The sequence below is a fragment of the Rhodococcus sp. SBT000017 genome (assembly GCF_003688915.1).
Classification (GTDB): domain Bacteria; phylum Actinomycetota; class Actinomycetes; order Mycobacteriales; family Mycobacteriaceae; genus Rhodococcoides.
On record NZ_REFU01000001.1, the window covers coordinates 394,418 to 410,262 of the forward strand.

The 15,845-nt window shown below is 66.1% G+C and carries 13 protein-coding genes; 5 read left to right on the top strand and 8 right to left on the bottom strand.

Annotation, left to right across the window (positions count from 1 at the left end; translation table 11 throughout):
* Positions 1–42: 42 nt before the first annotated feature.
* A complete protein-coding gene (locus AYK61_RS01690; protein ID WP_045194843.1) occupies positions 43–225 on the top strand; it encodes a hypothetical protein in 183 nt (60 codons plus the stop codon).
* Entirely contained in the window at positions 213–1,658 is a 1,446-nt protein-coding gene (locus tag AYK61_RS01695; RefSeq protein WP_397485392.1) for an RNB domain-containing ribonuclease, read from the top strand. The genes AYK61_RS01690 and AYK61_RS01695 overlap by 13 nt, the downstream gene beginning before the upstream one ends.
* Here AYK61_RS01695 and pip read toward each other — a convergent pair.
* The 4 genes from pip to AYK61_RS01715 form a co-directional block, all read right to left on the bottom strand.
* Complete coding sequence (gene pip / locus AYK61_RS01700; RefSeq protein WP_121869568.1) at positions 1,648–2,604, bottom strand: prolyl aminopeptidase; 957 nt, start codon at positions 2,602–2,604, stop codon at positions 1,648–1,650. The genes AYK61_RS01695 and pip overlap by 11 nt on opposite strands.
* Before the next feature lies 1 nt (position 2,605).
* Complete coding sequence (locus AYK61_RS01705; protein ID WP_121869569.1) at positions 2,606–3,052, bottom strand: hypothetical protein; 447 nt, start codon at positions 3,050–3,052, stop codon at positions 2,606–2,608.
* 42 nt (positions 3,053–3,094) lie between these two features.
* Positions 3,095–3,946, bottom strand: coding sequence for a 3-methyl-2-oxobutanoate hydroxymethyltransferase (gene panB, locus AYK61_RS01710; protein WP_121869570.1), 852 nt, complete (start codon positions 3,944–3,946; stop codon positions 3,095–3,097).
* A gap of 118 nt (positions 3,947–4,064) precedes the next feature.
* On the bottom strand, positions 4,065–5,795 hold the full coding sequence (locus AYK61_RS01715; RefSeq protein WP_121872341.1) for an NAD+ synthase: 1,731 nt from the start codon (positions 5,793–5,795) through the stop codon (positions 4,065–4,067).
* A gap of 80 nt (positions 5,796–5,875) precedes the next feature.
* Between AYK61_RS01715 and AYK61_RS01720 the strand changes: the two genes are divergently transcribed.
* The 3 genes from AYK61_RS01720 (at position 5,876) to AYK61_RS01730 (ending at position 12,062) form a co-directional block, all read left to right on the top strand.
* Positions 5,876–7,444 carry an alpha/beta hydrolase gene (locus AYK61_RS01720; RefSeq protein ID WP_121869571.1) on the top strand — a complete coding sequence of 523 codons (1,569 nt, stop codon included), beginning with the start codon at positions 5,876–5,878 and terminating at the stop codon, positions 7,442–7,444.
* A gap of 102 nt (positions 7,445–7,546) precedes the next feature.
* Positions 7,547–8,887, top strand: coding sequence for a type I glutamate--ammonia ligase (glnA, locus tag AYK61_RS01725; protein WP_032379097.1), 1,341 nt, complete (start codon positions 7,547–7,549; stop codon positions 8,885–8,887).
* Positions 8,888–9,014: 127 nt separating this feature from the next.
* On the top strand, positions 9,015–12,062 hold the full coding sequence (locus AYK61_RS01730) for a bifunctional [glutamine synthetase] adenylyltransferase/[glutamine synthetase]-adenylyl-L-tyrosine phosphorylase (RefSeq protein ID WP_121869572.1): 3,048 nt from the start codon (positions 9,015–9,017) through the stop codon (positions 12,060–12,062).
* A gap of 12 nt (positions 12,063–12,074) precedes the next feature.
* Here the strand turns inward: AYK61_RS01730 and AYK61_RS01735 are convergent, their stop codons facing one another.
* Genes AYK61_RS01735 through AYK61_RS01750 form a run of 4 tightly spaced genes read right to left on the bottom strand, consistent with a single transcriptional unit; the run spans position 12,075 to position 15,679 of the window.
* Positions 12,075–13,058 carry a glycine betaine ABC transporter substrate-binding protein gene (locus AYK61_RS01735; RefSeq protein ID WP_121869573.1) on the bottom strand — a complete coding sequence of 328 codons (984 nt, stop codon included), beginning with the start codon at positions 13,056–13,058 and terminating at the stop codon, positions 12,075–12,077.
* Entirely contained in the window at positions 13,058–13,843 is a 786-nt protein-coding gene (locus AYK61_RS01740; protein WP_259467894.1) for an ABC transporter permease, read from the bottom strand. Before AYK61_RS01740 ends, AYK61_RS01735 begins: the two co-directional genes overlap by 1 nt.
* Positions 13,840–15,036 carry an ABC transporter ATP-binding protein gene (locus AYK61_RS01745; protein ID WP_121869574.1) on the bottom strand — a complete coding sequence of 399 codons (1,197 nt, stop codon included), beginning with the start codon at positions 15,034–15,036 and terminating at the stop codon, positions 13,840–13,842. Before AYK61_RS01745 ends, AYK61_RS01740 begins: the two co-directional genes overlap by 4 nt.
* Positions 15,029–15,679, bottom strand: a complete 651-nt coding sequence (locus AYK61_RS01750; RefSeq protein WP_037192916.1) for an ABC transporter permease — start codon at positions 15,677–15,679, stop codon at positions 15,029–15,031. The genes AYK61_RS01745 and AYK61_RS01750 overlap by 8 nt, the downstream gene beginning before the upstream one ends.
* Positions 15,680–15,845: the final 166 nt, after the last annotated feature.

Genomic DNA, 15,845 nt, shown 5'->3' on the forward strand with positions numbered 1-15,845 from the left:
CAGTTCTCCTGCGGCGTCGCTCCATGGGGCACACTGGAAGTCATGACCGACGACGACACCTCCTGGTACTACGACATCAGCACCAAGCAGGTCGTACAGGGCAAGCAGACCAACGCCCTCGACCGCATGGGCCCGTATCCGGACAAGGCCACCGCGGAACAGGCTCTGAAGATCGCCGCGGCTCGCAACAAAGCCGCCGATTCCGACGACGACTGGAACAACTGACGGTGCTGCTCACCCGGCTGAGGGCTCCGGGCTTCGACTTCGAGGCCATCAGATCCGAGTTCGCACTGACCGAAGCGTTCGACCCGGACGTGATGCGCGAGGCGGTCGAAGCCCGAGACCTGCACGCCGACAGCAGAATCGACCGCACCGACATCCCGTTCGTCACCATCGACCCACTCGGCTCGAAGGACCTCGACCAAGCCGTACACATCGAGAAGACGTCCAACGGATTGGTGGTGCACTACGCGATCGCCGACGTGGGCGCACTGGTGACGCCCGGGGGAGCGCTCGACGCCGAAACTCGTCGACGCGGCCAGACGTTCTACCTCCCCGACGGATCCGTTCCGTTGCATCCACGCGAGCTGTCGGAGGGTTCGGGCAGCCTGCTGGAGGGGCAGACTCGCTGCGCCGCGCTGTGGACCATCGAACTCGACGACGTCGGCGAGGCGGCTGCGTGGACGGTCACCCGCGCGCTCGTTCGATCGACCGCCCGGCTCGACTACGCCGCAGTGCAAGCCGATGTGGACGCGGGGACACCGCATCCGTCCATCGCAGCGCTGGCCGAATTCGGGGCCCAGCGCGCAGCTGCGGCCAGACGACGCGGAGCCGTCGACATCACCCTGCCCGAGCAGGAAGTGGTGCCCGACGGGCAGGGCTGGCGCACCGTCCTGCAACCACGCACCGCAGTGGACGGGTGGAACGCCGAAGTATCGCTGCTGACGGGAATGTGCGCCGCCAGAATCATGCTCGACGCCGGAATCGGCATCGTGCGAACCCTGCCACCCGCCTCGTCCGAATCCGTGGACACACTGAAGAAGACGGCAGCAGCACTCGAAATTGACTGGCCCGCAGGCGCATCCGCCGGGGCAGTGCTGGCCGGACTGCCCACCGACGAGCCGTCGACGCTGGCGATGATGACCCAGGCGACCGGTTTGCTGCGCGGTGCGGACTACCTCGCATTCGACCGCACAACGAACCCAGTGGACAGTGATGCATCGGTCGAGCATTCGGGAATCGGCGCGCCATACGCGCATGTGACGGCCCCACTGCGTCGGCTGTCCGATCGCTTCGCCACCGAGGTGTGCCTGGCCGTCGTGGCCGGAGCGTCGGTACCGGACTGGGCGGCGCAGGCATTGCCGGAGTTGCCCGCCACCATGCGCGGATCGGATTCCGCGGCGTCGAAAGTGGACCGCGCCTGCATCGACCTCACCGAAGCGCACGTACTGAAAGACCGAGTGGGCGAGCAGTTCTCTGCGGTCGTGCTGCGCGGTGCCGAGGGAAAGCGGGACGCCGAGGTGTTGGTGTCACAGCCGATCGTTCTCGGAAAGTGCGACGGAGAACCGCCCGCGGGGGAGTCGGTGAAGGTCCGCTTGACCCGGGCCGACACCGACTCTCGCACAGTCCGGTTCGACTACCCGGCCGTCACGGCCTGAAACGATCCGTCGCCTCGACGAGGTGATGCACGATGCCGGGCTCGGCCGCAGAATGGCCGGCGTCGTCGACGATCACCAGATCGGCACCGGGCCAGGCCTCGTGCAGCGCCCACGCGCTCGTTGCCGGGCAGATGACGTCGTAGCGGCCCTGCACGATGACGCCAGGAATGCCGTCGAGCAGGTGGGCGTCACGTAGCAGTTGATTCTCTTCGAGAAAGCAGTTGTTGCGGAAGTAGTGGTTCTCGATACCGGCGAATGCCAGGGCGAACCGTGGATCCGAGTTGTCCTGCACTGCATCCGGTTTCGGCAGCAGGTAACTCGTCGCCGCCTCCCAGGTGGACCACGCCACCGCAGCTCGGGTTGCGGCCTCGCGGTCGTCGGACATCAACTGTCGGTGGTACGCCTGAACGAGATCGCCGTCGCGCTCGTCCTCCGGAATGGGTTCGAGAAACTTCTCCCACAGATCGGGGAAGATGTGGCCTGCCCCGCCGCCGTAGTACCAGTCGATCTCCGGCGGCCGCACCAGGAATATCCCCCGCAGTACCAGCCCCCGAACGCGATCGCGGTGCGACTGCGCGTACGCCAGCGACAGCGTCGAGCCCCAGGATCCGCCGAACACCAACCACGTGTCGATACCCAGGTGCTCCCGGAGCTTCTCCATGTCCGAGATCAAGCTGTGGGTGGTGTTGACCGACAGATCGGCTCCGTCGGCGATGTGCGGGGTCGACTGCCCGCAGCCCCGCTGATCGAACAGCACGATTCGATAGGTCTGCGGGTCGAAGTACCGGCGTTGCAACGGATTGGTGGCACCGCCCGGACCGCCGTGCACGAACACCACCGGCGCACCGTCGGGGTTGCCCGAGACTTCCCAGTAGATCTGTTGGCCGTCACCCACGTCGAGGTGTCCGGTCTCGAGGGGCGCGATCTCGGGGTAGAGGGTCCGCATCCTAGAAGCCCACCAGACCGGATGCCAGATCAGGAATATCGAGGGAGCGGATGGCCTCGTCCCGCACGTCCGAGCACGTCTCGGTCGTGATGTCGTCGACGATCGCGCGGTTCTGCACCACCTGCAGGTTGATGACACCGCTCTGGGCCGCCCAGGTCTGCACCAGGATGTTCAGCCCGCCGCGGCCCAGGGTGGGCCCCTGAACACGCCAATTGGACAGCTGCGCCTCGAGATCGGTGCACAACTGCTGCTTCTGTGCGTCGGTGATCACTGCGTCCGCGGGCGGTGCGGTGACCGTGGTGGTCGGTGCGACCGTCGTGGTGGATGACGAACCGATGTTGGTGGTGTCGGTACTGCACGCCCCCAACACGGCGAGAAGCGCAGCCGCGCTTGCTACTGCGACTACGCTTCTCGCGGCAATGGATGTCGTACCCCGTCTGAGTGTCATGCCCCAGAGTGTGCCACCCGAACGAGGCAGAGACGAGGACGATCAGTAGCTGTGTTCGGGCCCGGGGAAGACTCCCGACCGCACCTCGGACAGGTAGGTGGTCGCCGCGGTCCGCAGTGAATCGCCGACGTCGGCGAACTTCTTGACGAACTTCGCGGTCTTGCCGTTGGTGTATCCGGCCATGTCCTGCCACACCAGAACCTGCGCGTCGCATTCGTTCCCCGCACCGATACCGACCGTCGGAATGGTGAGCTTGCGGGTGACCTGGCCGGCGATGTCGGCGGGAACCATCTCCATGACGACGGCGAACGCGCCGGCTTCCTGGACTGCGATGGCGTCGGCCACAAGCTGCTCGGACGCGTCTCCGCGCCCCTGGACGCGGAAGCCACCCAACGTGTTGACGCTCTGCGGGGTGAAGCCGACGTGGGCCATCACCGGGATGCCCGCGGCAGTGATCGCGGCGATCTGAGCGGCCACGCGCTCACCGCCTTCGAGCTTGACTGCGCCCGCGAGCCCTTCCTTCATGAACCGAACTGCGGTTTCGAGGGCCTGCTGCGGCGAGGCCTCGTAGGTGCCGAAGGGCAGATCTGCGACGACGAGGGCGTGCGGTGCGCCGCGGACCACTCCGCGGACCAGCGGGAGGAGCTCGTCGACGGTGATCGGCACGGTGGTGTCGTAGCCGTAGACGACGTTCGCTGCCGAATCACCGACGAGGAGAACAGGTACGCCGGCTTCCTCGAAGATGCGGGCGCTGGAGTAGTCGTAGGCGGTGAGCATTCCCCAGCGTTCACCGTCGGCCTTCATCTGCAGAAGATGGTGGGTGCGGGTCTTGCGGGTCAAGGCGGTGGAGGGCGCTTCCTGAGCAGCCCCGCCGTACACAGCAGTTTCGGACATCTTTGTCCCTTTCTGGTCCTCGAGGCCCGCTCGGCGGGTCCCCGGGATGGGGTGTGATGACGTGGTCGAGTCTGCCACTGCGCGCGACCTGCCGGAGCGCTACCGGCAGTGCAATTCGTCACACCTCGTCGACTGCGGTGTAGTCCCGCCAGCCGTTGGTGATCGGCATGCGGCGGTCGCGTCCGAACGCACGAGAGGTGACCTTGGTGCCGATCGGATACTGACGCCGCTTGTACTCCGACGCGTCGACCTTGCGCAGAATGTCCGCCACCACCGCCGCGTCGAACCCGGCCGCCACGATGTCCGCGAAGCCTTGATCGTGGTCGACGTAGCGGAACACGATGGCGTCCAGTTCGTCGTAGTCGGGCAAGGAGTCGGTGTCCAGCTGGCCCGGCCGGAGCTCGGCGGACGGCGGTTTGTCGATGCTCGACTCGGGGATCGGTGGGATGTCCCCGCGGTCGGCAGCGGACTTGTTTCGCCACCGCGCCAGATCCCACACGAGCGACTTCGGCACGTCCTTGATCGGTGCGAAGCCGCCGACGGCATCTCCGTAGATCGTCGAATAGCCTACGGCCAGTTCGGATTTGTTTCCGGTGGCCAACACCAGGTGGCCGAAGCTGTTCGACAGTGCCATCAACAGCATGCCTCGGCAGCGGGCCTGAATGTTCTCCTCGGCGAGCCCGCTCAGGTGCAGCTGGTCTACGTAGCAGGCAACCATGTCGGCAATCGGCTCGACGCGGAAATGAATACCGGTGCGCGACGCGAAATCCTCTGCATCGGTGCGGGAGTGATCCGAGGAGTACGTCGAGGGCATCGACACTCCGTGTACCGCATCGCTACCGAGAGCATCGACGGCGATGGCGGCGACCACCGCCGAATCGATACCGCCGGACAATCCGAGGGCCACCGATCGAAAACCGTTCTTGTGCACGTAGTCTCGTAAACCGGTCACCAGTGCACCCCACACCTGTTCCTCGGTGCCCACGATCTCTGCGAGGAACGGCTCGGCTCGCTGCCAGCCGGTGACCGCCACGTCGGGGAGCGTCACCCGATCGATGGTCCAGCCCGGTACGTCGGCGGCATCCGGATGCGGCGCCGTCGGGGCATCGACGTCGACGATCAGGAGATGCTCGACGAATTGGGGGGAGCGGCCCCAGAGGGAACCGTCCGGCCCGACGACGAAACTCGCCCCGTCGAACACCAGCTCGTCCTGGCCGCCCACGACGTTGACATAGGCGATCGGAGCGCCGATCTCGGTGGCCCGGCGCAGGGCGATGGAGCGCCGCACCTCGTCCTTGCCCTGCTCGAAGGGGCTGGCATTGAGGCAGAGCAACATGTCCACCCCGGCCGCGGCATAGGCGGGCACGGACCCGCCCGGTTGCCAGATGTCCTCGCAGACAACGACACCGAGCCGCAGGCCGTTCACCGTCGTGATGCTCAGGCCGGATCCCGGAGCGAAGTAGCGGGCCTCGTCGAACACCCGGTAGGTGGGAAGGGAGTGCTTGTCGTATCGCGTCGTCACCCGTCCGTCGGCGATCACTGCGGCGCTGTTCCGCGAGCCCTCGGCGTCGCGATCGAGATAACCGACCACCACGATGCGATCGCCGCACCCGGCACTGTCCAAGGCTGTCGCCAACTCGGTCAGGGCGCGAGCGGATGCGGCGGCGAACGACGGTCGCAGAGCCAGATCCTCGACGGGGTACCCCGTCAGCGCCATCTCGGGGAACACCACCACATTGGCGCCGTCGTGGGCTGCGCGGACCGTCCACTCGACGATCGCCGCGGAATTCGCGGCGAGATCGCCGACGACGGAATTGATCTGGGCGAGGGCGAGTCGAAGTGCCTGCACTGCGTCCACGCTAGTGCTCGGACGACGTCCCCGCCCGGCAGCGGGAGCGAAGCGCTCGAAAGACCTGGCACGATCGAGCCATGAGAACGCGCACCAGGAGCACGGCCGTGGCACTGTCCACGGTCGCCGTGTTGGCCGTCGGCTGCTCCACCTCCGAGCCGACAGCCACTCCCGAGAACTCCGCTGCGCCCGACAGTTCCTCGTCGGCATCCGCCGTCGGCCCGATCCCTTCAGGGCTCGAGACGTTCTACACCCAGACGCTGGAGTGGGAGTCCTGCGACCGGTACAACACCGACGGCAGCGAGCTGGGAAGCGCCGTCGAGTGCGCGATGGTGACCGTGCCGTTGGACTACGCCGATCCGACCGGCACGACGATCGAGGTCGCCATCTCGCGGACGAAGGCGACGGGCGAGAAGATCGGATCGATACTGATGAACCCGGGCGGGCCCGGCTCGTCGGGGCTCTACCTCGCCGGGCAGGCCGCAGGTACCGCCGTCGCCGATCGCTTCGATCGAATCGGCTTCGACCCACGCGGGATCGGAGCATCCGAGCCGGAAGTGCGGTGCCTGACGTCCGAGGAGATCGACGAGGAGCGTCGCGAACCCGATGTGGACGTCAGCCCCGAAGGCATCGCGGCGACCGAGGCCGAACATCGGGACTACGCCGCGCAGTGCGTCGAGCGGACCGGGGCGGACGTGCTCGAGCACGTCGGCACCCGGGAAGTGGTGCGAGACATGGACGTCATCCGCGCGGTTCTCGGCGACGAGAAGCTGACGTACATCGGCTACTCCTACGGCACCCGGATCGGGACCGCGTACGCCGAGGAATTCCCGTCCAACGTTCGCGCGATGGTGCTCGACGGTGCGCTCGATCCCGACCAGTCACCCGTCGACGAGGCGGTCGCCCAGGGAGCGGCGTTCCAGACCGCATTCGATCAGTTCGCTGCGGACTGCGCACAGACCGAGACCTGCCCGCTCGGAACCGATCCGGCGCAGGCCGTCGAGCAGTTCCGATCGCTGGTGGAACCGCTGATCGACCGGCCGGCCGAGACGACCGACCCTCGCGGGCTCAGCTACGACGACGCGATCACCGGTGCCCAGCAGGCGCTGTACTCGCAGCAGCTGTGGCGTCTGCTGCGGGCCGGATTGAACGAACTGCGCGACGGCAGGGGCGACACGCTGCTCCGGCTCGCCGACACTTACTCCGGACGGCTCGAGGACGGCAGTTACACCAACATCGACGACGCGTTCAATGCCGTTCGGTGCGTCGACGGCCCGCCGACCACCGATCGCGCAGCGGCCGACGAGGCAGACGCCAGGTTCCGCGCCGCCGCGCCGTATCTGGACGACGGCCGGGCGACGGGCAACGCGCCACTCGACCTGTGCGCCTTCTGGCCGGTGCCGAACACGAGCGATCCGCACATCGTCGACGTCGAGGGACTGCCGACGCTGGTGGTGGTCTCGACGACCAACGATCCGGCCACGCCCTATCAAGCGGGTGTGGAGTTGGCTGCTCAGCTGCGCGGCGATCTGGTGACGTACGAGGGCACCCAACACACGGTCGCCTTCTCGGGCGTCGAGTGCATCGACGATCCGTTGGTGAACTACCTCGTCGATCTGGTTCCGCCAGGGGATGGATTGCGGTGCTGACGTACTACCTCACGACCTGGGAAGGGCGCTGAGAGTTTCACGAAGTGAGACCGAATTCACGATGTAACACAGATTTAACTCCGTTTGCTTACTCTCGCGTTCATGGATCGTCAAAAGGAATTCGTGCTCCGGACCCTCGAAGAGCGCGACATTCGTTTCGTCCGCCTCTGGTTCACCGATGTCCTCGGGTACCTCAAGTCGGTGGCCATCGCCCCCGCCGAGCTCGAAGGGGCATTCGACGAGGGAATCGGTTTCGACGGTAGCGCCATCGAAGGATTTGCGCGGGTGTCCGAGGCCGACACCGTGGCCAAGCCCGATCCGTCCACGTTCCAGATTCTGCCGTGGTCCACCAGCAAGGGTCACCAGCACTCGGCGCGGATGTTCTGCGACATCGCCATGCCCGACGGCTCGCCGTCCTGGGCCGACTCACGCCACGTGCTGCGTCGTCAGTTGAGCAAGGCCGCGGACCTCGGATTCAGCTGCTACGTGCACCCCGAGATCGAATTCTTCCTGCTCAAGGACGCCCCCCAGGACGGCTCACCGCCGACTCCGGCCGATAACGGCGGCTACTTCGACCAGGCCGTGCACGACTCGGCCCCGAACTTCCGCAGGCACGCCATCGACGCGCTCGAGTCGATGGGAATCTCGGTCGAGTTCAGCCACCACGAGGCCGCACCCGGCCAGCAGGAGATCGACCTCCGCTACGCCGACGCACTGTCGATGGCCGACAACATCATGACCTTCCGCTACGTGGTCAAGGAAGTCGCCATCGAGGAGGGTGTGCGCGCGACGTTCATGCCCAAGCCGTTCAGTGATCAGGCCGGCTCCGCGATGCACACGCACATGAGCCTGTTCGAGGGCGACGCGAACGCCTTCCACAACCCGGACGACCCGATGCAGCTCTCGGAGACCGGCAAGTCTTTCATCGCCGGCATCCTCGAACACGCCAACGAGATCAGCGCCGTGACCAACCAGTGGGTCAACTCCTACAAGCGACTCGTGCGCGGCGGAGAAGCACCGACCGCTGCGTCGTGGGGACCGGCGAACCGCTCGGCACTGATCCGCGTGCCGATGTACACCCCGAACAAGGCATCCTCGCGTCGCGTCGAGATTCGCAGCCCTGATTCGGCGTGCAACCCGTACCTCGCGTTCGCGGTGCTGCTCGCGGCCGGTCTTCGGGGAATCGAGAAGGGCTACACCCTGCCGCCCGAGGCCGAGGAAGACGTGTGGGCACTGACCTCCGCGGAGCGTCGCGCCATGGGCTACAAGGAACTGCCGGGCAACCTCGATCAGGCACTGAACGCGATGGAAGGCTCCGAACTGGTCGCCGAAGCACTGGGCGAGCACGTCTTCGACTTCTTCCTCCGCAACAAGCGTCGCGAGTGGGAGGAATACCGCAGCCACGTCACGCCCTACGAGCTGAAGGCCTACCTGGGTCTTTAACAGCACGGCGTCGTCATGGGCTACGTTCTAGTCGATCGTGAATGGTAGTTCCGATGCCGGCGCGGGCACCCTCGCGTCGCATTACTGACGACGGGGTAAAACTGTGGCACGCCGAGGTGGATTTTAGATGGTGCGTCCTCCGACTTCCAGATCCGTCGTTCCCGGACCGGGCCGTCTCGGCCTGGTCGAAGAAACTGCGCCGTCCGATCTGAGCACTCTCGGATGGACGGATGAGGACAGCCTCGAGCTGCTCTGGTCGCTCTCGCGTGCGCCCAATGCCGATCTCGCGCTCCGCACCCTGGTGCGGTTGTACGAGTCGCTCGGTTCCGGCTGGTCGGAGTTCGACACGGCGCTGCGCACGGACAAGGGATTCCGCGGCCGCATCCTCGGTCTCGTCGGTGCCTCCAGTGCGCTCGCCGATCACCTTGTTGCCGACGACAGCACCTGGCGTCTGCTGCTGACCAAGGAAGGTCAGAGCAGCGGAGTCTCGGCCAAGATCGAGCTCCCCACCAAAGCCACCCTGGTCGCGGAACTGCTCGAGGCCGTCGGTGCCGAGCCCGAGACCGGCCCCAACGCCGCACCGGACCTGTACCGCGCGTCCCTGATCGGGCCGCCCGCCGTGATCGCGCTGCGCAAGAAGTACCGCGACCAGATCATGGTGCTGGCGGCATACGACCTCGCCGCGACCGTCGAGAACGAACCCGTCCTGCCGTACACCGTGGTCGGAGCGCAGCTCTCCGACATGGCCGACGCAGCGCTCACCGCTGCGCTGGCCGTCGCCGTCGCCACCGTGTGCCCGGACGCCCCGTGTCCGACGCGTCTGGCCGTCGTCGCAATGGGCAAATGTGGTGCACGCGAACTCAATTACGTCTCCGACGTCGACGTCGTGTTCGTCGCCGAGCCCGCCGACTCTCAAGCGAGCCGCATCGCCGGTGAAATGATGCGCATCGGGTCCTCGGCATTCTTCGAGGTGGACGCGGCACTGCGCCCCGAGGGCAAGCGCGGCGAGCTGGTCCGCACGCTGGATTCGCATGTCGCGTACTACAAGCGCTGGGCCAAAACCTGGGAATTCCAGGCGTTGCTCAAAGCTCGCCCCATGACCGGCGACATCGCGCTCGGCAACGATTACGTCGACGCGGTCAACCCGATGGTGTGGTTGGCCAGCCAGCGCGAGGACTTCGTGCCCGAGGTGCGCGCCATGCGGCGCCGAGTCGAGGAGATGGTGCCGCCGGAGCTCCGCGAGCGCGAGATCAAACTCGGACGCGGAAGCCTGCGGGACGTCGAATTCGCGGTCCAGCTCCTGCAATTGGTGCACGGTCGAACCGATGAGTCGCTGCGCGTACTCGGCACGACCGACGCACTGACCGCGCTCACCGAGGGCGGCTACGTCGGCCGCGACGACGCTGCGAACCTGACGGCCTCCTACGAGTTTCTTCGGCTGATCGAGCACCGCCTGCAGATGCAGCGAATGCGTCGCACGCACACCCTGCCTCCTCAGGACGACGAGGAAGCCCTGCGGTGGCTGGCACGTTCGGCGCACATGCGACCCGACGGCAACCGCGACGCCCTCGGCGTACTGAACGCCGAGATCAAACGCAACGCGCAGCGCATCAGGCGGTTGCACGCGAAGCTCTTCTACCGGCCGTTGCTCGACTCGGTGGTCAAGTTCGACTCCGAGACAGTACGTCTGACCCCCGACGCGGCGACGCGTCAGCTCGCCGCGCTCGGCTACGCGACCCCGCAGAACGCGCTGGGCCACCTCCGTGCGCTCGTCGGCTCCGGTACCCGCCGCGGCCAGATTCAGGCCGTGCTGCTTCCGACGCTGCTCGAATGGCTCGCCGACACCCCCGATCCCGACGCCGGACTGCTCAACTACCGCAGGCTGTCCGAATCGGCGGGGGAGCAGACGTGGTTCCTGCGCGTGCTGCGCGACGAAGGCGCAGTGGCGCAGCGGCTGATGATCGTGCTCGGCTCCTCGGCCTACGTACCGGACCTGCTGATCAAAGCCCCCGAGGTCATTCGGTTGTTCGCCGACGGACCCACCGGCCCCCGACTGCTCGACGCCGAGCCGGAGGAGACCTACCGCGCGATCCTGTCGTCCTCGGCTCGGTACGAGGACCCGGTACGAGCCATCAACGCAGCCAGGGCACTACGACGCCACGAACTGGCGCGGGTGGCCTCGGCAGACATTCTGGGCATGCTGGACGTACCTCAGGTGTGCCGCGCGCTGTCCTCGGTCTGGGCCGCAGTCATCAATGCAGCGCTTGCCGCTGCGGTGCGAGCCAGCGAGAAGGAGCGGGGGGAGCCGGCTCCGGCAACTCTCGCCGTCATCGGCATGGGACGGCTGGGCGGCGGTGAGCTCGGCTACGGCAGCGACGCGGACGTGCTGTTCGTCTGCGAACCGGTGGACGGCGTCGACGAGACCGTTGCGGTCAAGTGGGCCAACACCATTGCCGACCGCATCCGCAAACTGCTCGGCGCGCCCAGCACCGATCCGCCCCTCGAGGTCGACACCGGTCTGCGGCCGGAAGGTCGCAACGGCCCGGTGGTGCGCACCCTGTCTTCGTACGCCGCGTACTACGCGCAGTGGGCTCAGGCCTGGGAAGTGCAGGCTCTGCTGCGGGCGCACCAGGTGGCCGGCGACCAGGATCTCGGCATCCGGTTCCTGCTGATGGCAGACAAGGTTCGCTACCCCGAAGGCGGAGTGTCCGCCGACGCGGTCCGCGAGATTCGACGCATCAAGGCGCGCATCGACTCCGAGCGTCTGCCCAAGGGGGCCGACCCCTCGACCCACACCAAGCTCGGACGCGGGGGACTGGCAGACATCGAGTGGACCGTTCAGCTGATCCAGCTCAGGTATGCGCACAAAGTCCGGACGCTGCACAACACCTCGACCCTGCAATCACTCGACGCCATCGGTGCGGCCGAGCTCATGAGCGAGACCGACATCGAATTGCTCAGGGAGGCATGGATCCTGGCGACGAAGGCACGCAACGCGCTGGTGTTGGTCCGCGGCAAGCCCACCGATCAGCTGCCGCGACCGGGAGCTGTGCTCTCCGCAGTCGCGCAGGTGGCGGGCTGGGAGAACGGCGATGCCGGAGCGTTCCTCGACAACTACCTGCGTGTGACGCGTCGGGCGAAGGCCGTGGTGGAGAGAACGTTCGGCGGACTCTAGTCCCGTCGGTCTCTAATCGCTGCCCACGGTGACGAAGCCCTGCGCAACCATCCAGTCGCGCGCAACATCGGCCGGATCGCGGCCGTCGATGTCGACCTGCTTGTTCAACTCGGAGATGGCCTCGTTGGTCAACGCGTCCGAGATCGGCGCGGTCACCTCGGCGATCTCGGGATACCGGTCGGCGATCTCCTGGCGGATGATGACCGTGGCGTTGTAGCGCGGGAAGAACGACTTGTCGTCTTCGAGCACCGTCAGGTTCAGGCCCTTGATGCGGCCGTCGGTGGTGAACACCTCACCGAAGCTGCACTGGCCACCCTCGGCCGTGGCCTGGTAGATGACACCGGTCTGCAGAATCTGTACGGGCAGCGTGCTCGCGTCGAATCCGTAGGTCGCTGCGAGTCCTGGAAGACCGTCCTGGCGGCTGTTGAACTCGGTCTCCACGCACAACGCCGCCGCAGCGGGATCTCGGTTCACCAGAGCGGCATAGTCGGACAGCGTGCGCACCCCGGTCGCCTGCGCCACCTGCTGATTCATCGCCAACGCATACGTGTTGTCCATCGGTGCAGGATTGACCCAGTCGATGCCGTTGGCCTTGTCGGCATCGCGCACGGCCTCGAACTGCTCGGTGGCGTCGGGAATGGGGGTTTCGTTGCCCAGAAAGTTGATCCAGCCGGTGCCCGTGTATTCGTAGGCGACGTCGACCTGGCCGCTCTGCATAGCCAGTCGTACGCTCTGCGAGCCGGCGATGTTGGTGAGGTCGCGAACGTCGGCTCCCGCAGCGCTCAAGGCGAATTCGAGGATGTAACCCAGAATGATCTGCTCGGTGAAGTCCTTGGACCCGACGGTCAACTGCGCTCCCTCGAGGCCCGGGAGCGGGGTGATGCTGCCGGGTTCGACCGACAACGGCATCGCTCCGCCCGATTGCAAGCCACATCCGGTCAACGCCATGGTCGCAGCCGCACACAGGGCCACGAGTCGTCGAGTGCTGCGCCGCATCAGCGGAGTCCTTTCGGTCCGAGAAATGCCTCGGCGAGAGCGCCGAGCCAGTCGACCAGCAGCGCCAGAGCGACCGCGAGGACTGCTCCGACCACAAGGATGATCGGTTGGTTGAGCTTGTAGCCGGTGTCGATCAACACTCCGAGTCCGCCGGCACCGACGAGGAAGCTCAGAGTTGCCGTGCCCACGGCCAGCACCAGTGAGGTACGCAGACCTGCGAGGATGAAGGGCACCGCCAGGGGGAACTCGATGCGCCGCAGGATGCCCATGTTCGACATTCCCTGACCGCGAGCGGCGTCGATGTAGTTCGGGTCCACCGTCTGAAAACCCAGCATGGTGTTGCGCAGAACCGGGAGCAGTGAGTAGAACGCGATGGGTAGAACGCCCGCGGTGAAGCCCGTCCACCCGGTGGCCAGGAACAGCAGCACCAGCAAGCCGACCGCGGGTGCGGCCTGACCGATGTTGGCGATGCCGATGAACAGCGGAGCCAGCTTTCGGTACCGGGGCCGCGTCAACAGGATTCCCAGCGGAACCGCTATGACGAGAACGAGGGCAGTGACGACGATCGTGATCGCGACGTGCTCTCGAACGGCGGTGAAGATGCTGCCGGCGTTCAACGTGCCGGACTGGGTGGCGGTGAGGTCTCGGCTGAAGGTGTACCCCAACAGAACGGCCACGATGGCGAGGATGACCACGGGCTGGATCAGCAGCCTGAGACGTTCGGCCCGCTTGGCGGCTCGCGCGGTGTCCTTCGTGTCGTCGCCGGTATCGGCCAGAGTCGTCACGACGGAGTCCCTACGTCGGTGCGCGGCTTGTCGTGGTCGTTCGCGTGTTGGGACCGCAGGGACTTGACGGTATCGATCAGTACGTCGATCGTCACGGTGCCGACGTACTCGCCGCGGTTGCCGGTGACGGTGGCCGTTGCGTTGCCCTCGGACAGAAGAGCTTCGAGCGCGTCCTGGAGGGTGGACTGCGTCGAGACCATCTCGCCCATCGGCACACCGACGTCGCGCAGGCTCCCGACTCCGACGAGGTGGCGTCGATCGGTCCACCGAAGCGGGCGCTTGCGCGAGTCGAGGATGATTCCCCAGGCCTCGGGATCGGAGCCGAGAGCGGTGTTCATCATGTCCACCGAATCGTCCTCGCCGAAAACAGGGACGTCGGACAGTTCGATGTCGCGTACCCGCATCAAGGTCAACTGCTTCAATGCCGCTCCGGCACCGACGAAACCGGCCACGGTGTCGTCTGCGGGGTTGGCGAGAACGGCCTCGGGAGTGTCGTACTGGAGGATGGTCGATTGGTTCCCCAGAACGGCGATGCGATCGCCGAGCTTGACGGCCTCGTCGAAGTCGTGGGTCACGAACACTATGGTCTTGCCCAGTTCGGCCTGCAGCCGCATCAATTCGTCCTGCAGCAGTCCTCGAGTGATCGGATCGACCGCGCCGAAGGGCTCGTCCATCAACAGCACCGGGGGATCGGCGGCGAGTGCGCGGGCGACGCCGACACGCTGCTGCTGGCCACCCGAGAGCTGACGTGGATAGCGCTCGCGGTAGACCGCCGGATCGAGCCCGACCAGATCGAGCATCTCGTCTGTGCGATCGTCGATGCGCTTCTTGTTCCAACCGATGAGCCCGGGCACCATCCCGACGTTCTGCGCGATCGTCATGTGGGGGAACAGGCCCGCCTGCTGGATGGAGTAGCCGATGGTGCGACGCAACTCGTTGGGGTCGATCGAGAGCGCGTCCTTGCCACCGATGGTGATGCGGCCCGACGTCGGCTCGATCAGCCGGTTGATCATGCGCATCGTCGTCGTCTTACCGCAGCCCGAGGGCCCGACCAGAACGACGACCTCGCCGGCCGGAATCGTCATGGACACGTTGTCCACGGCCGCGAGCTTCTGCCCCGGGTAGCTCTTGGTGACGTTCTCGAGCACGATTTCCGCGCCGGAGACGTTCGATGTACGGGTCGAGTCACTCACGGATACCCCTCGAGGTGGTCAGTTTGCCGATCAACACGTAGATCCCGTCCAGGATCAACGCCAGCAGGACGATCAGGACAGTGCCGGTGAGGGCCTGCGGTAGGGCCGTGGGACTGCCCACGCGCGCGAGCCCGGAGAACAACAGGTTGCCCAGGCCAGGGCCTTTCGCGTACGCGGCGATGGCCAGGATGCCCATGGCCATCTGCGTGCTGATCCGCATCCCGGTGAGAATCGACGGCCAGGCGAGAGGAATTTCGATGCGTCGCAGCACCAGGGTGCGACTCATTCCGATACCGCGGGCGGCGTCGGCGACGGCCGGATCGACTGCAGCCAGACCGACCACGGTATTGCGGATGATCGGCAGCAGAGAGTAGAGGACCAACGCGGTCACCGTGGGCCGAACACCCAATCCCATGATGGGGATGAGCACGCCCAGCAGCGCGAACGAAGGGATCGTCAGGATGGTGCTCGCGAGTGCCGTCGCGATCGCCGACCCAGCGGGGCTGCGGTAGACGAGAACTCCGATCGCGACACCGATGACGGTGGCGATGACGACGCACTGTACGACGGCCGAGACGTGCAGATAGGAGTCGATCGCCAACTGTCTTCGCCGTCCGACGATGAATTCCCACAGTGCATCCATGCAGTTGTCGTCCCTCTGTTCGCCGGTAGCGGATAAATACCTTTACCCCGCGTACCGACTATCAAACGCCGACCGGTCCCAATTCTTTGTCGATTGCCGAAAACTTTGCCGATCGGAGACAATCGAGAACGCGAAAACGCCCGGCCGAAAAGATTCGGCCGGGCGT